Origin of the sequence: Eubacterium oxidoreducens (assembly GCF_900104415.1) — a bacterium.
Classification (GTDB): Bacteria; Bacillota; Clostridia; order Lachnospirales; family Lachnospiraceae; genus Eubacterium_C; species Eubacterium_C oxidoreducens.
Window position 1 is genome coordinate 263,772 of the sequence record NZ_FMXR01000004.1, and the last position, 25,683, is coordinate 289,454.

The following is a 25,683-nucleotide window of genomic DNA, read 5'->3' on the forward strand; positions in this document are numbered from 1 at the left end:
TAATGAAGTCTATTCGAACAAAGTTAATAGTCTCCTTTATGGGACTGGTCATAGTCATGTTTTTTGTTCTTGCTATTATTGGTGTTTATTATCTGGTTTCGGCAATTGAACTTCATTCTGCAAAGTCGACGGACTTGCTGATTGAGGAAAATACAATCGAGTTAAATATGTATTTTTCCGAGGTTGAGCGCTCGGTAACACTTTTAGAGGATTATCTGATTAATATAATAGATTATGAGAAGTTTCAAGCGGGTGAAGAGTATCGTGAAGAAATCTATAGCCAGATTGAAGAAAGAGCATTTGCAACGGTTAATATCATGGAAAATGTGCAGGATGTTTATTTTCGACCTGAGCCTTATAAATATGGCTCTACATCCGGATTTTTCCTTAATGAAACAAAAGATGGTACCTATAAAAGCATAACGCCTACCGATATTTTGCAGTATGAAGAAGATGACACGGAGCATGTTGGCTGGTATTATCAGGCAATCAATAATGGAGAAGCATTATGGATGGAACCGTATTCCAATGAAAATATTAATTCCTATCTGATTTCTTATGTGGTTCCTGTGTATGAGGGAAGCGACCTGCTTGGAGTTATAGGAATGGATATAGAGATGACCACGATTCATCAGGTGATTAATCTTATTGATTATCAAAACAGCGAGGGAATGCTGGTTAGTCAGGAGGGGAATCTGCTCTATCACAAAGATTATTCTAAAGGATTAACCAAAGAAAACTTTCCGGAAGAGTTACAAGGGGCAAGTACTTATTTTAGTGAGGAATATTGTGATACGGGGGAGAGTTATTCTTATCGGGTCGGATCAAAGACATACCGTCTTAAAATCAGCAAATTAAGAAACAATATGATGCTGGCGATTACGACTCCGGATTCTAGTTTGTATGCGCTCAGGAAAAAGATGATGGCACAATTGGGGTTAATCTTTATACTGGTACTTATCTGCGGATTGCTTGCGTTTATGCATGTAACAAGAAAAATTGTGGCACCGATCCGGGAGCTCATTTCGATTTCCTCACGAATTGCACGAGGGGAGTTAGATCAGGAGATTTCCTATCAATCCGATGATGAGATTGGCTCGCTAGCGGAAAGTATTCGAAAGATTAGCGTAGAGCAAAAAGAATACGTGGATTATATGCATAAGCAATCGTATATTGATGTGATGACCGGAGTCTTCAATAAAGCAGCATATCTTGCGCAGGAAGCAAGGCTGGATCGTCTGATTCAAGAGAAGATGGCACAGTTTACGGTATTTTTATTTGATATCAACGGCTTAAAGAAGATGAATGATACAAAAGGTCATGAATACGGAGATATGCTGATAAAAGATGCGGCAATCAATATAAGAGCTGTATTTGGCGGGGAGCAAATCTATCGAATCGGTGGAGATGAGTTTGTTGCTATTATAAAGAATTGTTCGAGAGAAGATGTAATGCGAGCTCTTGCACGTTTTGATGAACATCTTAGAGCCTTTAATGCTGAAAATGACAGATATGAAGAGGAATTGGCAATATCAAAAGGGGTAGCAACTTATCAGCCGGATACGGATATGGAATTTGCATCGGTATTTGCAAGGGCTGACGAGGATATGTATCGTTGTAAAGCAAAATATTATCAGGAACATCATGATCGCAGAAGAGATTAGAGAATGATAGTTAGAGGAATTGATATGAAAAAGAAGCCATCTACTACTAGAAGAACGATTTATTATTACACAAAGGCAACTTTTCGTCATTGGCCGTTTTTTTTACTGGATATATTGTCCGGTGTTGGATATGCTTATTTTTTGACATTTGGAAATCCACTCATAATCGGCAAAATTGTAGATATTATAAGCGTACGAAAGATTGCATCAAATGAAGTATTTGAGGTGTTTGGTCCTTATATTATCCTACTTGTGTTGTGCAATGTATTGGGACAGGTATCGAGTAAGCTGCAAGATTACAGTTTGTGGAAACTTCAAATCAAGGTTTATTATGATTTATCTACAATGTGTTTTGATACATTGTCCAATCAGTCTATGACGTTTCACAATAATCGATTTGGAGGATCTTTGGTCAGTCAGACCAGTAAATTTGCAAGTGCATATAACCAGCTGATGAATACGATAACATATTCAATCATACCGGCAGTTGCAACGGTGGTATTTATCATCTGGATTTTGCTTCCGTTGGTGCCTTTATATACCTTGGCGGTTGTCATATTTCTTGCGGTATATATCCTGATTGTGTATCTCATGTTCAGAAGATTGCTCAAGTTAAATGCCAAGACGGCAGGTGCGCAAAATCGTCTGTCCGGGGAATTGTCCGACAGTATCACGAATATACTGGCGGTAAAGACATCCGGAAGAGAGCAGTATGAGAGGGATTTGTTTAAAAAAGTGAACAAAGAAGTCTATGATACGGATTCTAAGAGAATGCGAGGTTCGATGTGGTCCGGTTCGGTAGCTTCTGCCATGATTGTCGTGATTATGGTGGTCATGACCATCTTTATTACCGGTGGACAGCCTTGGTTTGGCATCAGTGCAGGAACACTGATTATGATGTTCACGTATACGAATACCTTAACTCTTCGCTTCAATATGCTAACGTCTGTGATGCAAAATATAAATCGTGCATTTGGAGATGCGCATGATATGACAGCTATATTGGATGAGCCACGTCTGGTTTCTGATGTGGATCATGCAAAGGATCTTCAGGTTGATGGTGGACAGATATCATTTTCAGATCTTAGCTTTCGCTATATAGACGGGAAAGTGCCAACTACGGTATTTGAGCATTTTAATTTGCAGATACCGGCAGGGCAACGGGTTGGACTGGTTGGAAAGTCAGGCTCCGGAAAAACGACGATTACGAGGCTTTTGCTTAGGCTGGCGGATATTCAAGAAGGTGCAATCTATGTTGATGGGCAAGACATTTCTAAGGTGACGCAGACAAGTCTTCGAAGACAGATTGCTTATGTACCGCAAGAGCCATTGCTGTTTCATCGTACGATTGCGGAAAATATCGCATACGGAAGGCCGGCGGCGACGATGGAGGAGATTCGACAGGCTGCGCATGATGCCAATGCGCTTGAATTTATTGAGCAGCTGCCGGACGGATTTGATACCATTACGGGAGAAAGAGGTGTGAAACTATCCGGAGGTCAAAGGCAGAGAATTGCCATAGCAAGAGCGATACTTACGGATGCACCGATTTTGGTTTTGGATGAAGCAACAAGTGCACTCGATTCGGAAAGTGAGCAGCTTATTCAAGAAGCTCTTGAAAATCTGATGAGAAACAGAACATCCATTGTTGTTGCCCATAGATTATCGACGGTTGCAAAACTGGATCGTATTGTGGTTTTGAAAGATGGAGTGATAGCAGAAGACGGGACGCATGAAAAGCTCCTTGAGGAAAATGGCGAGTATGCCGGTCTTTGGAAACGACAGACAACATAAAAAAATGGAGTTGTACAGATTCGAGTACAACTCCATTTTCTTTACTTATAACTCAAATTTTTCTACGATTTCATTAATCTGGTTAGAGTTTTTACTGTTGGTGTCTGTAATGTCACCCATCTGTTCGGAAATGGATTGCATAACTTCATTCTTTTCTACAATTTCGGTAACCGCGTGTTCGTTTTGATCGGCAGCTTCTGCAACCGCGTCAGCAGAATCGACGATTTCTTGCATATAAGCTTTGAGCTGATGCATAGAGTCTGTAATCGCCTCAATCGCTTCGCTGATTTGGTTTGATTGTTCTCCGTATTCGTCAGAAGCCTCTGCAAATTTTTCAAAGTTTACTAAGATATCTTTTTCCATATAATTGATGATTTCCTGGAAGCAACTGCGGACATTTTCAACAGATTGGTTAGAGTCTTGTACAATCGCCTGAATATGTTCTGCAGTTTCTTTGGATTGATCCGCTAAGGAGCTGATTTCTTCCGCAACAACAGCAAAACCACGTCCGGCTTCTCCGGCACGTGCGGCTTCAATGCTGGCGTTAAGCGCAAGCAGATTGGTCTGACCGGCAATGCCCAAGATATCATCAACCATGGAATTGATGTTCTCGATTGCGTGAAGTCCATCCACAGCAATATCAATTTTTTCTTTTTGTTCTTCAATCTTGACACGACCAACGTTAAGCGCGTTTTTGGCACCGTTTTTAATCTCCTCGGATTTGGCTAACAGTTTGTCGGTGATTTCATCGGATTTGTCAACCTTTTCCGTTATCTCATCTACCGAGTTAAAGACATTGGATACAGCGTCATTTACATTGGATACGGAACTGTTCGTATTTGCAATGCTTGCGTAGAGTTCTTCTGTAACCGTAGCATTATTTGTGACGGAATCTGACAGGTTTTGCATGGCATCTCCCATGGTATGTGCAGTTCCGCTGATATCATTACGACAATCTTCAAGCTGGTGAACCGCATGTCGTATTCCGTGAGCCATTTCGCGGAGTGCATTTGCCATATTGCCGATTTCATCCTTGCGTTTGGAAAGTGGTTTAATATCATCTGTCAGACGGAGGTTTAACGTTCCAAATCGGGCAATGGATTCGGCAATGAGAGGCAGCGGCTTCATCATGATGCGCGTTACGATTGCTGTTATGACGGCAATGGCAACCGCTACTATGATGCAAAGTAGAATCAGGATATGTGAGATATTCGTTGATTCACTAAATACTTCTGCCTGAGAGTCTTTCATAATAAACAACCAGCCTTGTTCCGGCATATAAAGTTCAGCGCTGATATAACCGACTCCGTTATGTTCAAATAGTGCAGTTACCACTTCTTCAGATTGGAGTTCCTTGGCAGTTTCAATGGCATTTTTCATATCACTTTCTACTTCGGTTCCTTGCAAGGAATTATCTTCGCTGTTAAAAAGGTATGTGCCGTTATTAACATCTAGTAGGTAGTATGTGCTGTTTTCAAAGCCATCTACAGGCTGTTCATTTAAAATATCGATCAATGGCTGCGTGTAAGCACCACCTCCAACGACACCTATAAGTTCGCCGGTTTTTGGATTTTTAACCGGATAATAATTTACAAGTACCATAGTGCCGTCTCCATTGGCAGTTGCTTTCATTCCTGCAAAGTAAGTGGAATTGGATGAGACGTTTTCAAGGTTTTCCATTAAAGCTTCTCGTTCGTCTTCATCTTCACGAAGATAGTTGCCGATATTCTCAGGATTTGAATGGCAGATCTGTTTCGTGTCACCATCCGCAACAAATAATCCTTCAAAACGATCCGGATAGACGTTTTCTTTATATTCTTGTACATACTTTTCCGCAAGTACATATAATTCGTCAGCAGTATTTCCGGATTCTTGATTTCCTTTTAAAGCTTCAATATATTGCCAGTAGATGCCGGATTGACCGTATGCAACAACCGATTCTCGAAGAGAATTGTTATATTCATTAATTAATTCCACTCGGGATTTTACGGCCTCTGATAAAGATTCTTCTGCGTTTTTCTGTGCTAGATTAGTAACTTTGCTATTGGTTAAAAAGCATAAAACGGCCATACCAATAACAACGACAATTACAATCATAGCTGTAATTTTGGTTGATAATTTTTTCATATGCTCTCCTTCTTTGTGTATTATGTTATAGCACATAACTTTTTAATATCTATATTATAACACTAAAATCAAAAAATGAAATACTAAAGGACTACGCAGATAGGAGCAGAGGACTGGCTGCAAAAAAGAACTGACGGGAGGAAATATCTAAACTTGCGGTTCATTTTGCAATTGTTATAGGGGTGTTATGATTGATCTAACTTAGCAAAACACGATTCGTTAGGGAGGTTATGACGAATGAAAAAAATGACATCCGCATATGCGAACAAGTTATTAAGACAGTTAAGAGAAGACAAAGAATATTTCCTCAACAAGGAGGAAGTATCCGCAACGTATGTTGCGGCCGTTGGCGAGGAGCCGATTATTCCCGAGTTCGATTATCGTAAGAACGCAGTTCAAAAATATTTGATGGTGAAATAAAGTCGCGGTTAGTGTAAAGCGTGATGGATGACATTGTTATTGATGATTCCGTTATTTCTTAAGGTTTAACTCAGTCGGAGTACAAGCTCCGACTGAGTTAAACGCTCCGCGAGGATGCGCACGGATTCGGACAGGAATTTGTCTGCTGAAGCAGACCCGAATCCGGCGCGCAAGACTCGCGAGCGAGTCTTGACAGTTTTCATTGGATGATTTGGAATGGAAGGCTGTAAAAAACTTGAATCGCAAGATTCATAGAGCGCCAAAGTTTGGTTACAGGCGCTCTTTAAAATGGGGAGAGAAAGAGCCTATAAGTTCTTCTCTCCCCATTTTTTTAGTTCCAGTAAGATTGGAATCAGGGATTTGGCTTTGTCTGTCAAAGAATATTCGACTCGGACTGGCATTTCGTCATATTGGGTACGAATGACAAATTCATCGGCCTCAAGTTCTTTTAACGATTGTGCCAGCATCGTGTTGGTAATGCCATAGACAGAGCGGCGAAGATCACCATATCGGACAATGTCGTTGTTGTCGATGACACATAAAATCATAATTTTCCATTTGCCGCCAAGGATATTCATGACCTTCTTTAGGGCACATCCTTCGCCGGCGATTTCATCACATAAAGGTTCTTTTTTCTTATTCATACTCAGTTTTTCCTTACCAGGTTAATAATTATTGCGTACTTGATATATTTTTCTTACCACATATAATAAACGTATCGGCTGATAAATGCAAATAAAACTTAAGAAAAGGAATTAGAAGATGGCAAGAAAAAAGGCGAGAGCGAATAAGCAAATCTGTGTGGCTTGTGGTGTGTGTGCATTACAATGCCCGCGGGAAGCGATTCGGATTGAACAAGGATGCTATGCAGTTGTAGATGAAGGAACTTGTGTGGGGTGTGGGATTTGTGCAAAGGCCTGTCCGGCGGATGCCCTTTTGATTCATGAGGAGGTGGCATATGGCGTCGGTTAAAAAAACACATCATTGGTATGAATATCTATGGATTTGGTCGATTGTATTTTTTGCACTTGGATTTTACAATATCTTATTTGCATGGCTTGGGATGATTGATTTTATCCTGCCACTGATCTTTGCGGTATTTGGAGGAAACAAGTGGTTCTGCAATCATATGTGTGGCAGAGGTCAGCTGTTTTGGCTGCTTGGTCATAAACTGAAATGTTCTAGAAAAAAGAGTGCGCCAAGATGGATGGTGACGAAATGGTTTCGCTATGGATTTTTGATATTTTTTATGACGATGTTCGCAACTATGTTGTTTCAGACGTATCTTGTCTTTGCAGGACAAGGTTCACTTAGAAAAGTAATCAAATTATTTTGGACATTTAAGATTCCGTGGAAATGGACTTATGAGGGAAGCATCTTTCCGGACTGGGTCGCTCAGTTTGGTTATGGCTTCTATGGGCTAATGGTAACTTCAACCCTGATTGGTCTGATTGTCATGGTATTATTTAAAGAAAGAACCTGGTGCACATTCTGCCCGATGGGGACGATGACACAGGGAATCTGTCAGGTCCAAAACAGGCTTAAAAAACAGGAGGTACAAAATGGGTAAGACGGTGATAATCGGAGGCGTGGCAGCAGGCGCAAGTTGTGCAGCGAGACTTCGAAGATTAAAAGAAGAGGAAGAAATTGTATTGCTTGAGCGTGGGGAATATATTTCATATGCCAATTGCGGACTACCGTATCATGTAGGAGAGGTCATTGAAGAGCGCGACAATCTGCTGGTTATGAAAAAGCAGGTGATGGTGAATCGGTTTAAGATTGATGTTCGGGACAAAAGCGAAGCAATCGGAATCGATACAGCTAAAAAACAAGTGACGATTCGCGAAGCATCCGGTAATGAGTACCAAGAATCTTATGATAACTTGCTGATTGCGACCGGTTCGTCGCCGTATCGTCCGAATGTGGAAGGAATCGATTCCGACAAGGTTAAGAGTTTGTGGACGGTATCGGATACCGACGAGATTAAGGGGTACATCAAAAATCACGGCGCCAAAAGTGTTGTGGTAATCGGCGGTGGATTTATCGGGCTTGAGATGGCAGAAAATCTCCATCAGCTTGGACTTGAAGTGACGATTGTGCAGTCGCCGAAGCAGGTGATGAAGCAGCTTGACTTTGAGATGGCAAAGATTCTACACCGTAATATTGAAAAGCACGGTGTGAAGCTGATTTTAGAAGACGGCGTTGCAGGATTCAGCGATTGTGGTGACCATCTTACCATTACGCTTCGAAGCAAAACAGAGCTTAATGCAGACTTTGCGGTGCTTTCCATTGGGGTGCGAGCGAACAGTGATATTGCCAAAGAGGCTAAAATTGCGGTGAATGAAGATGGCGGCATTGTCGTTGATGACAGAATGCGTACAAGTGCACCTTGTGTCTATGCAGCAGGAGACGTAGTAGAAGTAAAAGACTATGTCTTAGGAGGCAGAACGATGGTGCCGTTAGCAGGGCCGGCGAATAAACAGGGAAGAATTGTGGCGGATAATATCGCAGGGATTGCTTCATCGTACAAAGGAACGCAGGGATCGTTTGTGATTCAGGTCTTTGATTTTACGGCATCTTCCACAGGAGTAAATGAAAAGACCCTTATTGCGAAAGGCTATGTAAAAGGCAAGGATTATGAGACAGTTTTCATCACGCAAAACTCGCATGCGGGCTATTATCCGGGTGCGAAGCCACTTTATGTAAAACTCATTTTCTCGATGGACGGTAAGAAGATTTACGGCGCACAGGTAGTGGGACAGGAAGGCGCAGATAAGCGTATCGACACTATCGCAGCGGCAATGCAGTTTGGCGCATCTGTGAAGGATCTTGCCAATTTAGAGCTTGCATATGCACCTCCATATTCATCCGCAAAAGATCCGGTAAACATGGCCGGTTATGTAGCAGAAAATGTAATCAATGGTTATGTAAGATTGGCTGAATGGAATGAACTAGAGACGAATCAGGATGCTGTAGTATTAGATGTCAGGGAAAAACCGGAACTACAAACGTTCGCATTTGATGGTGCCATTCATATTCCGCTTGGACAATTAAGAGACAGAATTGGAGAATTAGACCGGGGAAAAGAATATATCGTGATGTGCGGAATCGGTGTACGCGCTTACAATGCATCAAGGATATTGGCGCAACATGGAATCACAAAAACCAAGGTCTATCCGGGCGGCGTAAAATATTATCGTGCAATTCATTAAAATAATGAAAAGAACTCGCGACCTGCGGGTTCTTTTTTGTTGTCAAAAATTGAGGATTCTTGTAGTATAGAAAAAAATGGCAGGAGAAGAGATACGTGATAAGATGTGACAATGTTTCCTTCGGATATCCGACGAAGGAGTTATATGAAGAGATTAATTTTGAAATCAATACAGGAGAGCATATTGCACTCATTGGAAGCAATGGATCGGGAAAAAGCACGCTAATCGATCTAATTATGCATGAGGAAAAGTATACCTACGAGGGATTGATTCGAAGAGATGGCGAGTATCGAATCGGCTATATCAGTCAGTTTGTGGAGCATGAGACAAAGGATGCGGATGTGTTTGAGTTTTTGGCGGCGCCATTTGTGCAATTGCTAAAGCAAAGCGATGAGCTTGGGATTCAGATGGCAAAAGCCGAGGACATGGATGCGGCCTATGAGGCCTTCCAGAAGGTGCAAGATGAGATTGAAGCAGTGGACGGCTATAACTATGAAGCTAATATAAGAAGACAACTTGGAGTAGCTGGATTGTGTGAACTTGCACAGCAAAAGGTCAGTGAACTTAGCGGCGGAGAATATAAGTTATTGTTTGTGATGCGGGAGATGCTTTTAAGACCACAGCTCCTTATTATGGATGAGCCGGATGTCTTTTTGGATTTTGAAAATCTGCTAGCGCTGATCAAACTGATTAACAGTTATGAGCAAACGCTTCTGATTATTACGCATAATCGCCTCTTGCTTACGCAGTGTTTTGATAAAATTTTGGATATTGAAAATAAATCGATTCGGGAATTTCCCGGAACATTTGCAGAATATAACAGCTGGATGCTAGAGACGAAGATTGAGATGTTCATGCATGCGAAAAGCTTTGATGAGTTCTTAGAGCGGCAGGAAGAAGTGGTGAAACGAATTCAGACAGCGGCGGAGCAGACCGCGATGCCAAAGGCCGGTAGGCAATTAAAAGCAAGAGCCAGTTACATCGCGCGTCTTAAGAAGATGCGAGGAGAAGACCCGTATATCGAGCGTCCGGAGCACGAATTTCATTTGGCATTTGACAAGGATAAGGAGCCGATTGCCATCACAATGACGGATTATGGTTTATCCTATGGCAAGAAACAGATTCTAAAAGATGTTTCTTTTACAATCGAGCCGGGAGAGAAAGTGGCACTGGTTGGGGTAAATGGAACCGGAAAGTCTTCTCTTCTTCGCGATGTATATGAGAAGATGGAGAAAGAATATCCCACGGCGATTGGCTATTTCAAACAGATTGTCGAGTCGGATCATACGCTTGGTTTGTCGGGCGGGGAGCGGAATCTAAAACAGATTGATACCCTTATAGAGCATCCGCATGAGGCGCTGCTTTTGGATGAACCAACCAGCCATCTTGATATCTATGCACAGATTGCGCTTGAAAAGGCGATTCGCGAATATCCGGGAACAGTGCTGATGGTATCGCATGATTTGTTTGCTGTTACAGGATGCGCGGATCGAATCTTTTTGATTGAGGATAATACGATTAGAGAAATGAGTGGTCGTGCATATCGAAAATCGATTTACAAAAAATATTTCGCAAGTGATATATTTGAGACAGAACGACTTCGCATTGACAAGGAGATGAAGGTCAAGGGACTTATTCGCGCCGGGAAATATGAAGAAGCAAAAAATGCGTTGTTGACAAACCAGAAAGATGAAGTAAAATAGGAAGTTGTTGATCATTTAAGAATACATTTCAGGAAGGAAAGAATCATGGTACAAAACAATAATATTCGCATTGGTTTTAGCAATGAAAAGTACACCGAGCTTCAGTCCAAAAAGATTCGAGATCGAATCGATCAGTTTGGCGGAAAGCTTTATATGGAATTTGGCGGAAAGCTGTTTGATGACTTTCACGCATCCAGAGTCCTTCCGGGATTTAAGCCGGATTCTAAGATTTCGATGCTAAAATCTCTTGCAGATAAGACAGAGATTGTCATCGCAATTAAAGCCGGTGATATTGAAAAAAATAAAGTCCGCGGAGATCTTGGAATTACTTACGATGCAGATTTGCTTCGTTTGATTGATGCATTTACCAATTACGGGTTGTTTGTTGGAAGCGTTGTTCTTACACAATTTGCCGAGCAACCGGCTGCCATTGCTTATGAAAAGAAATTACATGCACTTGGCCTGAAAGTATATAGACATTATATTATCGAAGGATATCCACACAATGTTCCTTACATTGTTAGTGATGAGGGATTTGGAAAGAATGATTATATCGAAACAACACGTCCACTGGTTGTTGTAACTGCACCGGGACCTGGAAGCGGTAAGATGGCAGTGTGTTTATCACAGCTTTATCATGAAGGAAAGCGCGGCGTTCAGGCCGGATATGCAAAGTATGAGACGTTCCCAATTTGGAATCTTCCTTTAAAACATCCGGTTAATATTGCATATGAGGCTGCGACGGCAGATCTTGACGATGTGAATATGATAGATCCGTTCCACTTAGAAGCTTATCATGAAACAACGGTTAATTATAATCGTGATGTGGAAGTATTCCCTGTCTTAAAGGCGATGTTTGAAAAGATTCAGGGAGAATCACCATATAAATCACCGACCGATATGGGTGTTAATATGGCAGGATACGGAATTATCGATGATGAGGCATGCTGCATGGCTTCGAAGCAGGAGATTATCCGTCGTTATTATGAGGCACTTGTGGCTAAGCGCAAGGGAGAAGGTGCAGATTCTGCCGTTGAGAAATTGGAACTTTTGATGGAAACAGCCGGGATTTCCGTGACGGATAGACCGGTTATCGGAGCGGCGAATGTAAAGGGTGAACAGACCGGCGGACCGGCAGCAGCGATTGAACTTGTTGATGGAACGATTATTACCGGCAAGACATCTTCTATCTTAGGTGCCTCATCTGCTATGCTGTTAAATGCACTTAAGCATATCGCGGGCGTGCCGGATGAAATTGATCTTGTTTCGCCGCAGGTATTGACACCAATCATGAACCTTAAGGTGAACACGCTTGGGGATAACAATCCGCTTCTTCATCTGAATGAACTTTTGATTGTGCTTTCCTTAGAGGCGATGCATAATGATAATGCGAAGAAGGCATATGCCGCGCTCCCGATGTTAAATGGATTAGAGGCGCATTCTTCCGTGATTCTTTCCTCTGTAGACGTGGCAGTCTTTAAGCAGCTCGGTATTCATCTGACCTGCGAGCCGAAGTATGAAAGAAATAAATTGTATCATAATTAAGATATTTCAAAAGAATCTTCTCTTATGGAGAAGGTTCTTTTTTGCGTGATAAACGGACTCTATAAATTCGAAAAAAAATAGGTTATACTATAGGGTGCGAAAGATTTGAACAATGAAGGAGGATATGAAAATCATGGGAAAGATTTTTCGATTTGATAAAGATGTCGATACCGATCAGATTATCGCATCGCAGTACCTTTTATTTCCTACTATAGATGAGATGAAGACGCATACATTTGAGTCGCTTAATGGTAAATTTGCATCGAAGGTGCAGCCGGGGGACTTTGTTGTTGCGGATGAGAACTTTGGCTGTGGTTCTTCTAGAGAGCAGGCAGCGAGTGTGTTAAAGGCACTTGGGGTGAAGGCAGTGGTTGCGAAATCATTTGCCCGCATCTTCTATCGAAATGCCATCAATATCGGAATGCCGGTTATCGTCAGCAAAGAGTTGCATGATGAGGTAAAAGAAGGCGACGAGATGGAACTTCATCTTGAACAAGGCATAATTCATGCAAATGGCAAGGAGTATTCTTGTACAAAGCTTCCGGCCAAGATGCAGGAAATCTTAGATCAGGGCGGTCTGATTGCATCGCTGAATAAGGAGGATTAAATAATCATGGGAATGACAATGGCAGAAAAGATTATCGCATTGGCAGCCGGTGTTGAATCCACCAAAGCAGGCGATATTGAAACCGTTACACTCGACCGTCTTATGAGTAATGACGGAACGACGCATCTGACAATTGATATGTACAACAATCTAAAGCATCCTAAGATTGCAGATGTTGATAAATTAGTCTGGATTATTGACCACAATATTCCGGCTGACAGCACAAAGACAGCTGCATCTCATCAGAAGATGCGCAGTTTTGCCAAGGAGCACGGTATTACGTTCTATGAAGGAGAGGGAGTCTGTCATCAGGTGATGATGGAGAATCACGTGCGCCCGGGTGAATTAATCTTTGGTGCGGATTCGCATACCTGCGCGTATGGCGCACTTGGGGCATTTGGTACCGGTGTTGGTTGTACCGATTACTTATATGCGATGGTGACCGGAACATCCTGGCTGCTTGTGCCGGAAAGTATGAAATTCAATCTGACCGGCAAGCTTAAGGAAGGCGTTACGGCGCGTGATTTGATTCTTACGATTATCGGGAAGATTAGTGCAAATGGCGCGAACTACAGGGCGATGGAATTTTGCGGTGAAGGTCTTCACACACTGAGCATTGCGGACCGTATCTCCATCTGCAACTTATGCGTGGAAGCCGGAGCCAAGACGGCGCTCATGGAAGTGGACGATGTGGCAATGGACTATCTTAAGGAGCATGGCCGTGAGCCGAAGGCAATCGTTAAGGCGGATGAAGATGCCGTATACTGTGAAACGTATGACATTGATTTGGCATCGATTGAGCCGATTGTGGCAAAGCCGCATTTTGTGGACAATGTTGTGCCGGCATCAGAGTGCTACGGCATTAAGATCAACGAAGCATTTCTTGGTTCCTGCAACAACGGACGTATCGAAGACCTTCGCGCTGGTGCCAAGGTTATTAAGGGTAAGAAGGTAGCGGACAAGGTACGATTCTTAGTCGTGCCGGCAAGCCGCGCGGTCTATAACCAGGCACTTAAGGAAGGATTGCTTGATATTTTTGTAGAGGCCGGGGCAATGGTGATGAACCCGAACTGTTCGGTCTGCTGGGGAGCCTGTCAGGGTGTCATCGGCGAAGGCGAAGTGCTGATTTCGACCGGAACGAGAAACTTCAAGGGTCGCTGTGGACATAAGGAATCGTTTGTTTATCTGGGATCGGCTGAGACGGTTACGGCTTCTGCGATTGCAGGAGAGATTACGACGGCAGATCGCGTGTAAGGAGTAGAAATTATGAGTGATACATTTAACGCTAAGATTTGGGTGCTAGGAGACGATATTGACACGGATATTATCCTGCCGACGGAGTATCTTGCATTTGAAACTGTAGAAGAGATGAAACCCTATGCATTTTCTCCGCTTCGTCCGGAACTTGCCGGACTTATTAAGCCGGGAGACATGATTGTTGCAGGTAAGAATTTTGGCTGCGGCTCTTCGAGAGAGCAGGCGCCGGAAGTGGTAAAGGCACTGGGCGTATCCTGCATCGTGGCGAAATCATTTGCCCGTATTTTCTTTCGAAATGCCATTAACAATGGGCTGCTTTTGATTGAAAATAACGATTTGTATGATGCGGTAACGGAAGGCGACGAGGCAAAAGTAACACCGGGTAAGCAGATTGTTTATAACGGTAAGTCTTATGAGATTGCTTCCCTGCCGGACAATCTGATGGAGATTTTAAATGCGGGTGGTCTTGTGAAGGCAATGCGCAAACGAAACGGACTCGACTAAGAAGCAGGAGATAGAACATGAAACATACATTAATTGAAAAAGTATTTGGAAATAAAGTCGGCAAAGAGGTAAAGCCGGGAGATATCATCACTGTGGATGTAGACTGGTGTATGATTGATGATATCATGGCACCGTTTTGTATTCAAAAGTTTGAGGAAATGGGATTTACGAAAGTCTGGGATCCGGACAAGGTGGTCTTGATTTATGACCATTTTCTTCCGGCTACACAGGTGGATGATACAAGACATTTTCATTTGGCAGATGAATTCGCAGAGCGCTTTGGATTGAAGAATGTGCATCGTACAGAGGGAATCTGTCATCAGCTGATGACGGAAGCCGGCTATGTAAAGCCTGGTGATATTGCATTTGGAACGGATTCGCATACGGTTACTTATGGCTGTGTGGGCGCTTTTTCAACCGGAATTGGTTATACGGAGATGGCCGGAATTCTTGGAACCGGTAAGCTGTGGGTGAAGGTGCCGGAATCCGTAAAGGTCGTGATTGATGGAACACTTCCTAAGGGTGTGACTTCAAAAGATGTGATTTTGCGCATTATCGGGGACTTGACGGCATCCGGAGCAACCTATCAGTCACTGGAATTTTCCGGTAGCACAATTGATGAGATGAGCGTTGCGGCTCGTATGACAATGTCAAATATGGCGGTGGAAGCCGGTGCAAAATGTGGAATCTTCGCCCCGGATGAAAAGACGGCTGCGTACTGCAACGTGCCTTATGATGAGAGGTTAAAAGCACTTCGCGCAGATGAGGGTGCGACCTATGCGAAGGAGCTTCATTATAATGCGGAGGATTTTGTGCCGGTAATGGCCTGTCCGTCACTTGTGGATAACATTAAGCCGGTTCGAGATATTAAGGGGACAAAGGTTGATCAGGTCTTTATCGGCTCTTGTACCAATGGTCGATTAGAAGATCTGCATGCTGCGGCTGAGGTACTAAAGGGTAAGAAAAAGGCGCCGTATCTGCGACTGATTATTACACCGGCCAGTCGAAAGATTTACAAGGAGGCGCTTGATGACGGAACCTTGGAGATTCTGTCAAATGCAGGCGCTGTAATTACAACGCCGGGCTGCGGTTTATGCTGTGGTCGCGGAGGTGGAATCCTTGCGGATGATGAGGTTGTGGTTGCGACAAATAATCGTAATTTCCTAGGTCGTATGGGATCGAGCAAAGTGAAGATTTATCTGGCGTCTCCGGTGATGGCGGCTAAGGCTGCGATTGCAGGAGAGATTGTAGAATAAAATAGAAGGAGGGAGCACCTCCTTCTTTTATTTGCAAATGGTTAAGCTTCTTCTTTTGGCAATGCATGCAGGCCGATATAATCGTAGATATCTTCCTTTGATGCGTCTCGTGGCTGGCCCATAAAGGCAGATGGATTTTGGTTAATCCATTCTTTGAAGGCTTCCATGCGCGAATCCGGAATGGTCATCTCGTAGGTCTCCATCATTCCCATGCTGGCAATCATGTAAGGACATACATAAAATGTGTGATCCTTAATCTGTTCGTAAGTTTGTGCAATATAGTTTTCTTTCCAGGCTTCATACTGCGAATCATCAATAAGCGGTAGAATTGCAGTCAGCTGTGTCTGGTCTTTTTCGATATCTTGTGTATTTGGCTCTTCTGCAGCAGATAAAACTTTAATATCTGTTTCAAGAAATAATCTGGTGCGGAATAATTTTTCTTCTGTACTGAAATTAGAACTCATAGAAATGTCCTCCATATCATATATAAACTTACTTGATTATAACAGACATCTGATATTTTCCAAAGAAATTTATAAAAGAATGTAAACAGTGGGTGTTCGCATACCGATATATATGATGAAGTGTCGAATGCTTCAAGGAGTGATGACCACGGAGGGCCAAATATCATAAATGGAACACTCAGAAAGGGTTAGCAGCATGAAGATTAATGCAACCAGTTATGACCCGTATCTTGCGGCCATAACACAATCGCAACTTGAAACTCCGAAGCAGCAGGTTAATGCGGATGTGGATGTACCGGACATGGACAGCTATATCCCGACCCAAAGACCGGATGATATGCCAATTCCTACGGGCACTTATAATGCCACTGGAATGATGGTAGGAGAATTGCCGGATTTGCCGCCGATAGAAGCGACAAATACAGATTCTAAGACGAATACATCCAGTGAATTTATGGATGCTTTGTCACAGGCATTTCGAGCAAATGAGGATAGCATCCAAATGACGATGGATAGCCTCGGTCTTACGGTGGAAGATCTTGCGAAAGAGGAGAACATGTCAGCACTTGCAGCAGCCATGAATGAAGGCGCTGTCAATCTTGGTCTGCCTCAGATTGAAGATCTAGAAGGAACGGTGGATTCCCTAATGGAAGTCATTTCCGGTGTGGATTTAGCAGCATCCGGAGCCGGTAAGACGGCATCGGAAGGTCAGTCTGCTACGTCAGATAGTTCAAGTTCTGAAGCAGAGGTGGAAACACAGATTGTAACGATTGACGGAGTTACTTATCTGGAAACTACAACTACTGAAAATGGAATCACGACGGTGGAAAGAACGGAGATTAGCTCTGTTGAAAGCGTGTAGTTCCAATGGGATGAGATAATGAAGAGATATAAGTAAGGAGCAGTGAAGGCGGTATCACTTTCATTGCTCCTTTTTGGTGTGGCTGGGGACGCTTCCTCCAAGATATACGATTTTCGCCTACACCGACCCGCCGCTATTCGGTTCTTTTCTACGCATCTTTGTTTCGCTCGCCGTCGACCGTGTTCTGCTAGGATGGATAAAGAGAGCGTACATATGCGAGGAATGCGTCTTCGACACATCCTGCGGTTCTAAAAAAGTAGAAGATTATGCAAGCAAGCCTGCAATCTTCTGTTTTTTATTCCCTAGCATCCACCGGGGACGTTCCTTTTGCCACGGTGATGGAGGTTTTGGCTTGGAATTGTAACTTTTTGAAGGAGAAATGCATGAACAGTTACAAAACTAAAGCTCCGACATATCTATCTGTGCCGGCTAATCAACCAGCTTTCGGCGACAACCCATTAATTTTCACCAGCGGCGCTTTGCCGCACAGCCTCCTGCTCGGCAATCACACGATCTAAGGTCTCATCCAAAAGATCGGCATAACGGTTAGCACCTTTCAAATTAGGATGCACATGATCCGAATATAGCCAATTCTTATGACCCGAAACCTCACTGTTCCAATCCACAACTGTCAGATTCGAATGCTGTTTGGTAAGCTTTTGGAGCATTTTGTTGTTTTGCTTGGTCCAGGTGAGTTTATTGCCATGGATGTTAATCCAAAAAACACTGATATCATCGCCAACAGCATCAAATAATTCTTCGGCTTTTGCCTGTGAAATAATGCCGTTAGTACCAAAACCTATGACAAGCGTATGTGTAATCTTTCCGTTTTTCATCATCTTCTTAACTTTTGTGACGCCATCCGGGACAGAACGTGATTCCTCAGCATTGATGTTCGCATCCGGGAAATAATCCTGAAGAGATAAAACGCAGGCAAGCATAACGGAATCGCCAACCATAACCATGTTCTCTTTCGAGACATACGCAGAATTCGATGTTGCGCTGTAGTCGACAGAAAGAGGGTCAATCTCCGTGAGCGTTTGTGCATTTGCGATATCTTTGCGATCGGAACTATCAGTAGAATCATCGATAACTTTTGCATTTGCATCAAGTGCAGCTTTTAGCTCTGCCTCATCAGAAAGTTTGAGCGCAGGAGCTTTTGCAAGCCCGCCGATACCGACAATTAAAAAGATGACGATACATACGCAGGCTACGCGATGAACGTGTATGCTGATTTTCTTGTTCTTAAGAGAGATAAATTCTCTAAAACGATAAGGTTGTTTTTCATTAAATAAAAAAGAAGTAAAACTGTGAAGCCAGACGGATAAGACAAGGATGATGCCGATTATGATTAGTTGATATCCGGGAATTTCATTCCAACCCATCTCTATAAATAAAAATAAAACCGGATACTGCCACAGGTAGAGTTCGTAGCTTCTGTCGCCCAGCCATTTGAGTGGTTTGGCTTCCATTTTAACAGTAAATGGAAGTGATTTTTCCGCAGTTAGTCGAACGATAATAGCGAAAATGATAGCCATTCCAGGAAGTCCGGCAATATAAGTGAATTTATATTGGCCGTCCATGAAGATGGCAGCAAGCACAAAGGCAATCATACATAAGATGTAAATTGGCTTTGCAAATCTAAACTTTGGTTTTTTCTTGTGAATAGATGGGTGGACGTATTCAAATCCAATTAAGGAACCAAGTAAAAGTGCGTGAATTCGAGTGTCGGTTCCATAGTAAAGCGGTGTGATGTCAGTGCCCATAAAATAGCGAATCGGCATCCAGGCAAAGGCAATGATTGTTAAGGTGCTTAAAAATGCCAGGCTGGCTTTTTCGCTTTTTTTAATACGAAGAAACAAGTAGATAAAGTATAAAATAGGCCAAATTAAGTAGTATTGAAGTTCAATGGCCAAAGACCAGATATGTGTAAATGGCGAAATGCCGGATATTCTGGTGAAATAATCGGAATTTTGCGCAATCTGCCACCAGTTGTTGTAACCGCCAATCATACTAAGAACTTCTCGGCGCATACCGCCAAGACTATCCGGTGCAAGAAGATACAAAACACCGATTGTAACAAGAGTAACGATGATTAGGGATGGATAGATTCGCTTGATTCGTTTGAGATAGAACTTTCGGGCAGACATGTCCACAAAGTAACATTTGCGTTCCGAACTATAGGTCATCAAAAACCCGGAAAGCATAAAAAATAAGGAGACCCCAAGGTATCCTCCTTTTATCTGATTAGGAAACAAATGGAACAGCGTAACTGCAACAATGGCTATTGCACGAAGTCCATCTAAACCGGTAATATGTGCTAATAATGTTGGATGTTTCTTTTCACTCACTTTCTTAAATCCCCTATAACTATAGTATGGAATAATTATAGTACATATGTAATAAAAAAGAAATGAAATATCAAAAAAAATAATCAACAAATTGCTGCGAAATGTTGAATAAGCAACATTTTGAACATGAGTTAATGATTGCGGCAAGATATTTGACAAGATATGATGAAAATAACAGGAGATGAATGATTTTAGAGTAAGAGAAAGGATATTATTATGGCAGAGGCAAATAAGTATTTTCCACATTTATTTAGTCCAATCAAGGTTGGAACGAAAACAATCAAAAACAGAATTGAAGCAGCTCCGGCGTTGTTTGCATTTCTTCATTTTATCGAGGGGGATGCGTTTCATTATGTCGGTCCAGGACCGGAACGGGCTTTTCGCATGTTAAAAGCAAAGGCACAAGGTGGAGCCGGCTCGGTTGTACTTGGGGAGCTTAGTCCTAATCACACTTATGATAAGAGGTTTCCATTTGAACCGGATATTGATTACACATCTCGAGATGATGAAATCTTTGAGATTATGAAAAAGACGGCACAGATGATTAAGAGTTATGGGGCACTTCCACTTGGAGAACTCATTTCCACAGGTGAAATAAAGACAAATTATGGAAATGGCATCAATCCCAAAGGACCTTCGCCGAAGGATCTAGAAGATGGAGTGACTCATGTAGAGCCATTTACAAAGGAAGAAATCCAAGAATTAATTCAGGATTATATAACCGCCTGTAAATGGTTTCGCGACGCAGGCTGGGAAGGGGTCATGGTTCATTGTGGTCATGGCTGGTTGCCGGCGCAGTTCCTGTCGCCTTATTATAACAAGCGGGAAGATGAGTATGGTGGATCGTTTGAAAATAGAGCAAGATTCACAACAGAGCTTTTGTCTGGAATTCGAAAAGCGATGGGTGATGATTTCTTGATCGAGATACGTGTCAGCAGTGATGAGCATTTGGCGAAGGGGCTTACGCTTGAGGATGCTGTGGCATATTGCAAGTTATGTGAGCCTTATATTGATTTGATTCATGTTTCATGTGGTCATTATTTAAGTTCATCGAGAAGCTGGGAATTTACGACAACTTATGCACCGCATGGAGCAAATATTGAAAATGCAGCAATCATTAAGCAAAATGTATCCGTTCCGGTTGTGGTAATCGGCGGTATCAATTCACCGGAGCAGGCAGAAGAAGCCATTGCGTCCGGCAAGGTGGATATGATTTCAATGGGACGGCAGTTCTTCTCCGATCCGGCATTTCCGAATAAGGCTAAAGAAGGAAGAGCCGACGAGATTCGACGCTGCTTAAGGTGCGGGCGCTGTTATCCGGGACCATCCGGAGAACATGAGACGGAGAAGTGGACGATTAAGTTCCCGCCGCTTGACTCTTGCACGATTAATCCGGACACCGTTTGGCCGGCGTCTCATCACAAGATTATGCCGGAGCTGATGCCAAAGCCTGAGGCATCTCGCAAGGTGCTGATTATTGGTGGTGGCTGCGGTGGTATGCAAGGCGCAATCACGGCGGCAGACAGAGGGCATCAGGTGATTTTATGTGAAAAGGGCGAGAAACTGGGCGGTCTGATTAATTTTACCGACCATACCGACCACAAGATTGATATTCGAAACTTCAAGGATTTGCTTGTTCGCGAGGTGAATAAGCGCCCTGTGGAAGTAAGACTTAACTGTGAAGTGACGCCGCAGATGATTAAGGAGATAGGGCCGGATGCCGTTATTGTAGCGGCAGGTTCCGATGATTTGATTCTGCCGATTGAAGGCATTGATAAGGCAATGACGGCTATGGAGGTCTACGAGCAGGACTTTGCCGGACTTGGAACTTCGACAATTGTTCTGGGCGGAGGCCTTGTTGGATGCGAAGCAGCCTGTGATTATATCGATCACGGGGTGAAGACAACGATTGTGGAGATGCAGGAGTGCCTGATGCCGGAGATTACGGGACTGTATCGTACGGCGGTTCATGATACTCTGGATAAAACCGGGGCGAAGTACGAAGTGAATGCCAAGGTTGTGAAGGTTGGAAAAGACTTTGTGGTTGCAGAGCAAAATGGACAGGAAATTACGCTGAAAGCTGATACGGTTGTCAATGCCATGGGACGACGCGCGCATGACGTGACAGAACTTGTGGAGGCTGTGAAGAAGATGGATATTCCATGCTGGAACATCGGAGACAGCGTGAAGGCAAGACAGATTGGAGATGCCGTGCGTGAAGCCTGGACGGCAGCCATGGAAATTATATAGGAAAAATAGGAAATTTGTGCTATGATAGAAAAAGAACTTATGAATATGACAAATCTTAGGAGGTAATTATTTATGAAGACTTTTTCTATTAGAGACTGTAATAAACCATTGCAATTCTTTACAGGTTGTACAGGCTGTATTCTAACACCTAAGAAAATGGATCAAATTGATGTTGTAACAGCCAGTGGAGAGGTTCGGACAATTGGGATTCAGCTTCCACATGATTTATCCTTGCATATTTATAATCGTATCCTCGAAGCGGCGCAATGTGGCGGAACAATTATTATTCCGGATATGCAGGAAATGGATGATGATGAGATTCGAACAGCTGTCGAAAATATTACAATTGAATAAAAGATGTAAGGCGTTTTCCAAAAAAAGGACGGAAGACGTCTTTTTTTATTGCAATTTGATAAGGAGGTTACTATAATAGACAGAAAAAAATATGAGGAGACATATAAGGAGGGAAACATGAAAACAAAGTATATGAGTCAGGCAGCAATATTAATTGCTTTTACATTTATTATAACGAGATTTTTCCAGATTCCGATTCCGATGGGATACTTCAATGTGGGAAATGTTATCATACTAATCAGTTGTGTGATGTTGCCGAACCCTTATGGAATTGCGGTAGGCGCAATTGGAGCAGGCCTTGCAGACCTGACTTCGTATCCAATCTATACACTTCCGACACTTGTAATTAAAGCACTTATGGCGCTTGTGTTTTACAAGATGATGGGAAAACATCTGCATGATCATAAGAAGATGCGAATTGTGGCGATGGCGGTATCGACACTGATTCCGTTATTTGGATATACATTGACAGGATGCGTGATTAGCGGTTCGTTCTTTACGGGGCTTGCGCAGTTCCCGGGACTGCTGGTAGAATATCTGGTGAATATAGGATTATTCGTGGTTGCAAGTAAGATCGCAGACCGTGTAATCCGCTATAGCAGATAGGAGACAGATATGGCAAGTGATAAACTGATTAAGCTGGTAGATGCAGCGTCGCTTGGAGATCTTGATGCGGCAGCAGCCATTGCAAAAGGATATGTAGAAGGCGATTTTGGCAAGAAGAACTATGAAAAAGCCCTCAAGTGGGGCAGATATGCCGCCAAGAGAGGGCATGAAGAAGCTGCAAAGACAGTTGCATTGGCAGAAGAGTTGATGTCAAAAGATATCTGATGCAGATTTAATAAAGGAAGAGATGATGGAAGCCGTATCTTTTACGGTCTGAGTGGTAAGCGTGTAAGCTTACCACTATTTTAATTTTGAGCAGGAATTTCGAACGAGCAGGCGGCCTTCTAATTCCATTCGGATAATGCTTTCATGTCCGCCTTGAATGCGGTCAAGTAAGAGTTGGATGGCAAACTTGCCCATCTCTTCTTTCGGAAGCGCAATGGTGGTAAGCATAGGATGGATGTTTTGTGCCTGATCGATATTATCGCTGGCAATGATGGCAGGGCGATAAGGCAGAGCGCGATATCGGTTCATACACTTTAACAACCCAATCGCCGTAATATCATTGGCGCAATATATAGCACTTGGTCGCTCTTGCATCTTGAGAAAATGTTCCATGGCCTGATAGCCTTCTCGTTCTGTTTGATGGGTTTCACAGACGAAGGCAGGGTCTAGATATAACTGGTGCTTGGCCATGGTCTTTTGGAAACCACGATAACGAGCTTCGCCATAGCAGGCGCCAACGTAGCCGATGCTGGAATGGCCGAGACTAATCAGATATTCGGTGGCGATACAGGCAACCTTTTCGCCGTCACAAAGCACCTCGTCAATTGCGTAATTAGTAGAATTACGATTGATCGAGATGAGATTTTTAAATTTTTTTTGTAGTAATTTTATAACGGTCTGGTTACATCTTCCGATGATAATCAGGCCGTTATTATGTTGGTCGGTTTCAGCATACAGTTCATCAACCAGCTGAGCCAGATTAAGGCGGTTACATTTACGGTCATCGGAAAAGTCCGGCATATGCCAGATATTGGTAAGAATATGACCATGGTTATGAATCTGGCTTTCAATAATACGGAGTAATTCCGTAAAGAAAGGATCCGGCTGTTTGGCTTCAGAACGAGTCATAAGAACATTAAGGTAAAAGGTTTTATGCGTATCTTGGGAGCTGCTCTTTCTAAGGTTGCGCGCTGCCTGATTCGGCGCATAATGCAATTCAATGGCAGCTTCCCATATGCGATCGCGTGCGGTATGATCGCGGCATTGATAGTCTGGTTGGTTTAAAACTCTTGAGACGGTAGAAGGTGAAACACCGGCTTTTTTTGCAATTTCTTTAATGGATGCCATACGAAATCCCCTTTCTTTTTGAAAACTATATCATAAACGGTCATAAAAAAGCAAATAAATCTAGTGTTTTCAGTGCTGACAACGTTTTCAAAAAAACAAGAAAAAAGGAAAAAAATAGCGATGAATAGAACAAATCCGAATCAAAAATGCTTATATAATGAAAACGATTTCAAAATGATTTCTTTTCGAAGAGATTCAATACTTCTATAATGGCACCATGTGAGGGACATAAGGCCGGCAGTTCCTATAGATCTTAAGAAAATAAGAAAAGAGGAGTTCATTTATGAAATTAAGAAATATAAAGAAAATTACGGCAATAGCAGTTGCAGGTGCGATGGTAGTAGGATTGGGTGCTTGTGGAAGTTCTTCTTCTGAAAGTACATCAGATAACACAGATAACACATCAGAAGATACCGTGACATTAACAAATGTTTCATATGATCCGACGAGAGAATTGTATGCGGCTTACAACGAACTGTTTGAATCATATTATAAAGAAAAGACAGGCACAACGGTAGATGTTGTACAATCGCATGGTGGTTCTGGAAGTCAGGCAAGATCCGTAGTAGAAGGTGCAGATGCAGATGTTGTAACGCTTGCATTAGAACATGATATTACCTTAATCGAAGAAGCTGGTTTAATTGATTCAGGATGGCTTGATGAATTTGATGAGTCGTCTTCACCATATACCTCAACGATTGTATTTTTGGTAAGAAAGGGAAATGAAAAGGACATTCAAGATTGGGATGATCTTGTAAAAGACGGCGTTGAAGTAATCACACCGGATCCTAAGAGTTCCGGAGGAGCTTGCTGGAATTTCCTTGCAGCATGGGAGTATGCTAGTAACCAATACAATGATGATGAAACCCAGGTGAAAAATTTCATGCATGATTTGTATGCGAATGTAACGGTAATGGATTCTGGCGCAAGAGGTGCAACTACAACATTTGTTGAAAATGGACAGGGCGATGTGCTGATTGCATGGGAAAATGAAGCAATTGCAACCGTTGCGGAGTATCCGGATGAATATGAAATTGTATCTCCAAGTATTTCAATTCTTGCGCAGCCAAGCGTGGCTGTTGTGGATGCCAATGCAGAAGATGATGGTGTTACAGAAGTAGCACAAGAATATCTGTCCTATCTGTATTCTGACGAGGCACAAAAAATCATCGGAGAGAACGGATATCGTCCATCGAACGAAGAGATTCTGGCTGAGTACTCAGACAAATTTGATTTAGATATGCAGTTATGCACCATCGAAGACTTTGGTGGATGGGATGCAGCATATGAAACGTTCTTTAATGACGGTGCAATCTTTGATGAGATTTACGAGCAGTAAAAAAAGATAATCAGG

Annotated in this window: 23 protein-coding genes; 18 read left to right on the forward strand and 5 right to left on the reverse strand. The window is 42.7% G+C overall.

Features of this window, described 5'->3' with window-relative positions:
• Window positions 1-2 precede the first annotated feature (2 nt).
• Both BLS20_RS01240 and BLS20_RS01245 read left to right on the forward strand, forming a co-directional pair.
• Entirely contained in the window at window positions 3-1,664 is a 1,662-nt protein-coding gene (locus BLS20_RS01240; RefSeq protein WP_090171285.1) for a sensor domain-containing diguanylate cyclase, read from the forward strand.
• Between the two features lie 3 nt (window positions 1,665-1,667).
• Window positions 1,668-3,458, forward strand: a complete 1,791-nt coding sequence (locus BLS20_RS01245; RefSeq protein ID WP_242870501.1) for an ABC transporter ATP-binding protein — start codon at window positions 1,668-1,670, stop codon at window positions 3,456-3,458.
• Between the two features lie 45 nt (window positions 3,459-3,503).
• Here the strand turns inward: BLS20_RS01245 and BLS20_RS01250 are convergent, their stop codons facing one another.
• Window positions 3,504-5,585 (reverse strand): methyl-accepting chemotaxis protein, encoded by a 2,082-nt coding sequence (locus tag BLS20_RS01250; RefSeq protein ID WP_176762232.1) that lies wholly within the window; start codon window positions 5,583-5,585, stop codon window positions 3,504-3,506.
• Window positions 5,586-5,822: 237 nt separating this feature from the next.
• Between BLS20_RS01250 and BLS20_RS01255 the strand changes: the two genes are divergently transcribed.
• The gene (locus BLS20_RS01255; RefSeq protein ID WP_090171291.1) at window positions 5,823-6,005 is read left to right on the forward strand and encodes a hypothetical protein; all 183 of its coding nucleotides are present in this window, start codon (window positions 5,823-5,825) and stop codon (window positions 6,003-6,005) included.
• A 305-nt stretch (window positions 6,006-6,310) separates the two neighbouring features.
• Here the strand turns inward: BLS20_RS01255 and BLS20_RS01260 are convergent, their stop codons facing one another.
• Window positions 6,311-6,649 carry a winged helix-turn-helix transcriptional regulator gene (locus BLS20_RS01260; protein WP_090171294.1) on the reverse strand — a complete coding sequence of 113 codons (339 nt, stop codon included), beginning with the start codon at window positions 6,647-6,649 and terminating at the stop codon, window positions 6,311-6,313.
• 118 nt (window positions 6,650-6,767) lie between these two features.
• On the opposite strand from BLS20_RS01260, the gene BLS20_RS01265 reads away from it, so the two are divergent.
• The 9 genes from BLS20_RS01265 to BLS20_RS01305 all read left to right on the forward strand — a co-directional run bounded on the left by BLS20_RS01265 (window position 6,768) and on the right by BLS20_RS01305 (window position 16,089).
• Window positions 6,768-6,977, forward strand: a complete 210-nt coding sequence (locus BLS20_RS01265; RefSeq protein WP_090171297.1) for a 4Fe-4S binding protein — start codon at window positions 6,768-6,770, stop codon at window positions 6,975-6,977.
• Window positions 6,964-7,575 (forward strand): 4Fe-4S binding protein, encoded by a 612-nt coding sequence (locus BLS20_RS01270; RefSeq protein WP_090171300.1) that lies wholly within the window; start codon window positions 6,964-6,966, stop codon window positions 7,573-7,575. Before BLS20_RS01265 ends, BLS20_RS01270 begins: the two co-directional genes overlap by 14 nt.
• Complete coding sequence (locus BLS20_RS01275) at window positions 7,568-9,217, forward strand: FAD-dependent oxidoreductase (RefSeq protein ID WP_090171304.1); 1,650 nt, start codon at window positions 7,568-7,570, stop codon at window positions 9,215-9,217. Before BLS20_RS01270 ends, BLS20_RS01275 begins: the two co-directional genes overlap by 8 nt.
• A 95-nt stretch (window positions 9,218-9,312) precedes the next feature.
• The gene (locus tag BLS20_RS01280) at window positions 9,313-10,920 is read left to right on the forward strand and encodes an ATP-binding cassette domain-containing protein (RefSeq protein WP_090171306.1); all 1,608 of its coding nucleotides are present in this window, start codon (window positions 9,313-9,315) and stop codon (window positions 10,918-10,920) included.
• A gap of 45 nt (window positions 10,921-10,965) precedes the next feature.
• Window positions 10,966-12,465 carry a DUF1846 domain-containing protein gene (locus tag BLS20_RS01285; RefSeq protein ID WP_090171309.1) on the forward strand — a complete coding sequence of 500 codons (1,500 nt, stop codon included), beginning with the start codon at window positions 10,966-10,968 and terminating at the stop codon, window positions 12,463-12,465.
• A 133-nt stretch (window positions 12,466-12,598) separates the two neighbouring features.
• Window positions 12,599-13,072, forward strand: coding sequence for a LeuD/DmdB family oxidoreductase small subunit (locus BLS20_RS01290; RefSeq protein ID WP_090171312.1), 474 nt, complete (start codon window positions 12,599-12,601; stop codon window positions 13,070-13,072).
• A 6-nt stretch (window positions 13,073-13,078) separates the two neighbouring features.
• A complete protein-coding gene (locus tag BLS20_RS01295) occupies window positions 13,079-14,326 on the forward strand; it encodes a 3-isopropylmalate dehydratase large subunit (RefSeq protein WP_090171316.1) in 1,248 nt (415 codons plus the stop codon).
• A 12-nt stretch (window positions 14,327-14,338) separates the two neighbouring features.
• Complete coding sequence (locus tag BLS20_RS01300; RefSeq protein ID WP_090171319.1) at window positions 14,339-14,833, forward strand: LeuD/DmdB family oxidoreductase small subunit; 495 nt, start codon at window positions 14,339-14,341, stop codon at window positions 14,831-14,833.
• A gap of 17 nt (window positions 14,834-14,850) precedes the next feature.
• A complete protein-coding gene (locus BLS20_RS01305) occupies window positions 14,851-16,089 on the forward strand; it encodes a 3-isopropylmalate dehydratase large subunit (RefSeq protein ID WP_090171322.1) in 1,239 nt (412 codons plus the stop codon).
• Window positions 16,090-16,130: 41 nt separating this feature from the next.
• On the opposite strand, the gene BLS20_RS01310 is transcribed toward BLS20_RS01305, so the two are convergent.
• Window positions 16,131-16,553 (reverse strand): hypothetical protein, encoded by a 423-nt coding sequence (locus BLS20_RS01310; RefSeq protein WP_090171325.1) that lies wholly within the window; start codon window positions 16,551-16,553, stop codon window positions 16,131-16,133.
• 169 nt (window positions 16,554-16,722) lie between these two features.
• On the opposite strand from BLS20_RS01310, the gene BLS20_RS01315 reads away from it, so the two are divergent.
• Window positions 16,723-17,415, forward strand: coding sequence for a hypothetical protein (locus tag BLS20_RS01315; protein WP_090171328.1), 693 nt, complete (start codon window positions 16,723-16,725; stop codon window positions 17,413-17,415).
• Between the two features lie 458 nt (window positions 17,416-17,873).
• Here BLS20_RS01315 and BLS20_RS01320 read toward each other — a convergent pair whose 3' ends face one another.
• The gene (locus BLS20_RS01320) at window positions 17,874-19,766 is read right to left on the reverse strand and encodes an acyltransferase family protein (RefSeq protein ID WP_176762233.1); all 1,893 of its coding nucleotides are present in this window, start codon (window positions 19,764-19,766) and stop codon (window positions 17,874-17,876) included.
• A gap of 216 nt (window positions 19,767-19,982) precedes the next feature.
• Here BLS20_RS01320 and BLS20_RS01325 point away from each other — a divergent pair, with 216 nt between their 5' ends.
• The 4 genes from BLS20_RS01325 (at window position 19,983) to BLS20_RS01340 (ending at window position 23,201) form a co-directional block, all read left to right on the forward strand.
• Window positions 19,983-22,016, forward strand: coding sequence for an oxidoreductase (locus BLS20_RS01325; RefSeq protein WP_090171336.1), 2,034 nt, complete (start codon window positions 19,983-19,985; stop codon window positions 22,014-22,016).
• Between the two features lie 72 nt (window positions 22,017-22,088).
• A complete protein-coding gene (locus BLS20_RS01330; RefSeq protein WP_090171338.1) occupies window positions 22,089-22,370 on the forward strand; it encodes a hypothetical protein in 282 nt (93 codons plus the stop codon).
• A 117-nt stretch (window positions 22,371-22,487) separates the two neighbouring features.
• Window positions 22,488-22,976 carry an ECF transporter S component gene (locus BLS20_RS01335; RefSeq protein ID WP_090171341.1) on the forward strand — a complete coding sequence of 163 codons (489 nt, stop codon included), beginning with the start codon at window positions 22,488-22,490 and terminating at the stop codon, window positions 22,974-22,976.
• A gap of 9 nt (window positions 22,977-22,985) precedes the next feature.
• Window positions 22,986-23,201 carry an SEL1-like repeat protein gene (locus BLS20_RS01340; protein ID WP_090171344.1) on the forward strand — a complete coding sequence of 72 codons (216 nt, stop codon included), beginning with the start codon at window positions 22,986-22,988 and terminating at the stop codon, window positions 23,199-23,201.
• Window positions 23,202-23,276: 75 nt separating this feature from the next.
• Here the strand turns inward: BLS20_RS01340 and BLS20_RS01345 are convergent, their stop codons facing one another.
• Window positions 23,277-24,329 (reverse strand): LacI family DNA-binding transcriptional regulator, encoded by a 1,053-nt coding sequence (locus tag BLS20_RS01345; RefSeq protein WP_090171347.1) that lies wholly within the window; start codon window positions 24,327-24,329, stop codon window positions 23,277-23,279.
• Between the two features lie 283 nt (window positions 24,330-24,612).
• Between BLS20_RS01345 and BLS20_RS01350 the strand changes: the two genes are divergently transcribed.
• A complete protein-coding gene (locus tag BLS20_RS01350; RefSeq protein ID WP_090171350.1) occupies window positions 24,613-25,668 on the forward strand; it encodes a sulfate ABC transporter substrate-binding protein in 1,056 nt (351 codons plus the stop codon).
• Window positions 25,669-25,683: the final 15 nt, after the last annotated feature.

What these genes read in the sequence shown, in the direction of transcription:
- BLS20_RS01245 (WP_242870501.1), top strand. Translation starts at nt 1,668, where the DNA reads ATGATAGTTAGAGGAATTGATATGAAAAAGAAGCCATCTACTACTAGA.
- BLS20_RS01285 (WP_090171309.1), top strand. Translation starts at nt 10,966, where the DNA reads ATGGTACAAAACAATAATATTCGCATTGGTTTTAGCAATGAAAAGTAC.
- BLS20_RS01310 (WP_090171325.1), bottom strand. Translation starts at nt 16,553, where the DNA reads ATGAGTTCTAATTTCAGTACAGAAGAAAAATTATTCCGCACCAGATTA.
- BLS20_RS01240 (WP_090171285.1), top strand. Translation starts at nt 3, where the DNA reads ATGAAGTCTATTCGAACAAAGTTAATAGTCTCCTTTATGGGACTGGTC.
- BLS20_RS01330 (WP_090171338.1), top strand. Translation starts at nt 22,089, where the DNA reads ATGAAGACTTTTTCTATTAGAGACTGTAATAAACCATTGCAATTCTTT.
- BLS20_RS01325 (WP_090171336.1), top strand. Translation starts at nt 19,983, where the DNA reads ATGGCAGAGGCAAATAAGTATTTTCCACATTTATTTAGTCCAATCAAG.
- BLS20_RS01275 (WP_090171304.1), top strand. Translation starts at nt 7,568, where the DNA reads ATGGGTAAGACGGTGATAATCGGAGGCGTGGCAGCAGGCGCAAGTTGT.
- BLS20_RS01260 (WP_090171294.1), bottom strand. Translation starts at nt 6,649, where the DNA reads ATGAATAAGAAAAAAGAACCTTTATGTGATGAAATCGCCGGCGAAGGA.
- BLS20_RS01255 (WP_090171291.1), top strand. Translation starts at nt 5,823, where the DNA reads ATGAAAAAAATGACATCCGCATATGCGAACAAGTTATTAAGACAGTTA.
- BLS20_RS01290 (WP_090171312.1), top strand. Translation starts at nt 12,599, where the DNA reads ATGGGAAAGATTTTTCGATTTGATAAAGATGTCGATACCGATCAGATT.
- BLS20_RS01335 (WP_090171341.1), top strand. Translation starts at nt 22,488, where the DNA reads ATGAAAACAAAGTATATGAGTCAGGCAGCAATATTAATTGCTTTTACA.
- BLS20_RS01340 (WP_090171344.1), top strand. Translation starts at nt 22,986, where the DNA reads ATGGCAAGTGATAAACTGATTAAGCTGGTAGATGCAGCGTCGCTTGGA.
- BLS20_RS01300 (WP_090171319.1), top strand. Translation starts at nt 14,339, where the DNA reads ATGAGTGATACATTTAACGCTAAGATTTGGGTGCTAGGAGACGATATT.
- BLS20_RS01350 (WP_090171350.1), top strand. Translation starts at nt 24,613, where the DNA reads ATGAAATTAAGAAATATAAAGAAAATTACGGCAATAGCAGTTGCAGGT.
- BLS20_RS01250 (WP_176762232.1), bottom strand. Translation starts at nt 5,585, where the DNA reads ATGAAAAAATTATCAACCAAAATTACAGCTATGATTGTAATTGTCGTT.
- BLS20_RS01265 (WP_090171297.1), top strand. Translation starts at nt 6,768, where the DNA reads ATGGCAAGAAAAAAGGCGAGAGCGAATAAGCAAATCTGTGTGGCTTGT.
- BLS20_RS01345 (WP_090171347.1), bottom strand. Translation starts at nt 24,329, where the DNA reads ATGGCATCCATTAAAGAAATTGCAAAAAAAGCCGGTGTTTCACCTTCT.
- BLS20_RS01270 (WP_090171300.1), top strand. Translation starts at nt 6,964, where the DNA reads ATGGCGTCGGTTAAAAAAACACATCATTGGTATGAATATCTATGGATT.
- BLS20_RS01315 (WP_090171328.1), top strand. Translation starts at nt 16,723, where the DNA reads ATGGAACACTCAGAAAGGGTTAGCAGCATGAAGATTAATGCAACCAGT.
- BLS20_RS01295 (WP_090171316.1), top strand. Translation starts at nt 13,079, where the DNA reads ATGGGAATGACAATGGCAGAAAAGATTATCGCATTGGCAGCCGGTGTT.
- BLS20_RS01305 (WP_090171322.1), top strand. Translation starts at nt 14,851, where the DNA reads ATGAAACATACATTAATTGAAAAAGTATTTGGAAATAAAGTCGGCAAA.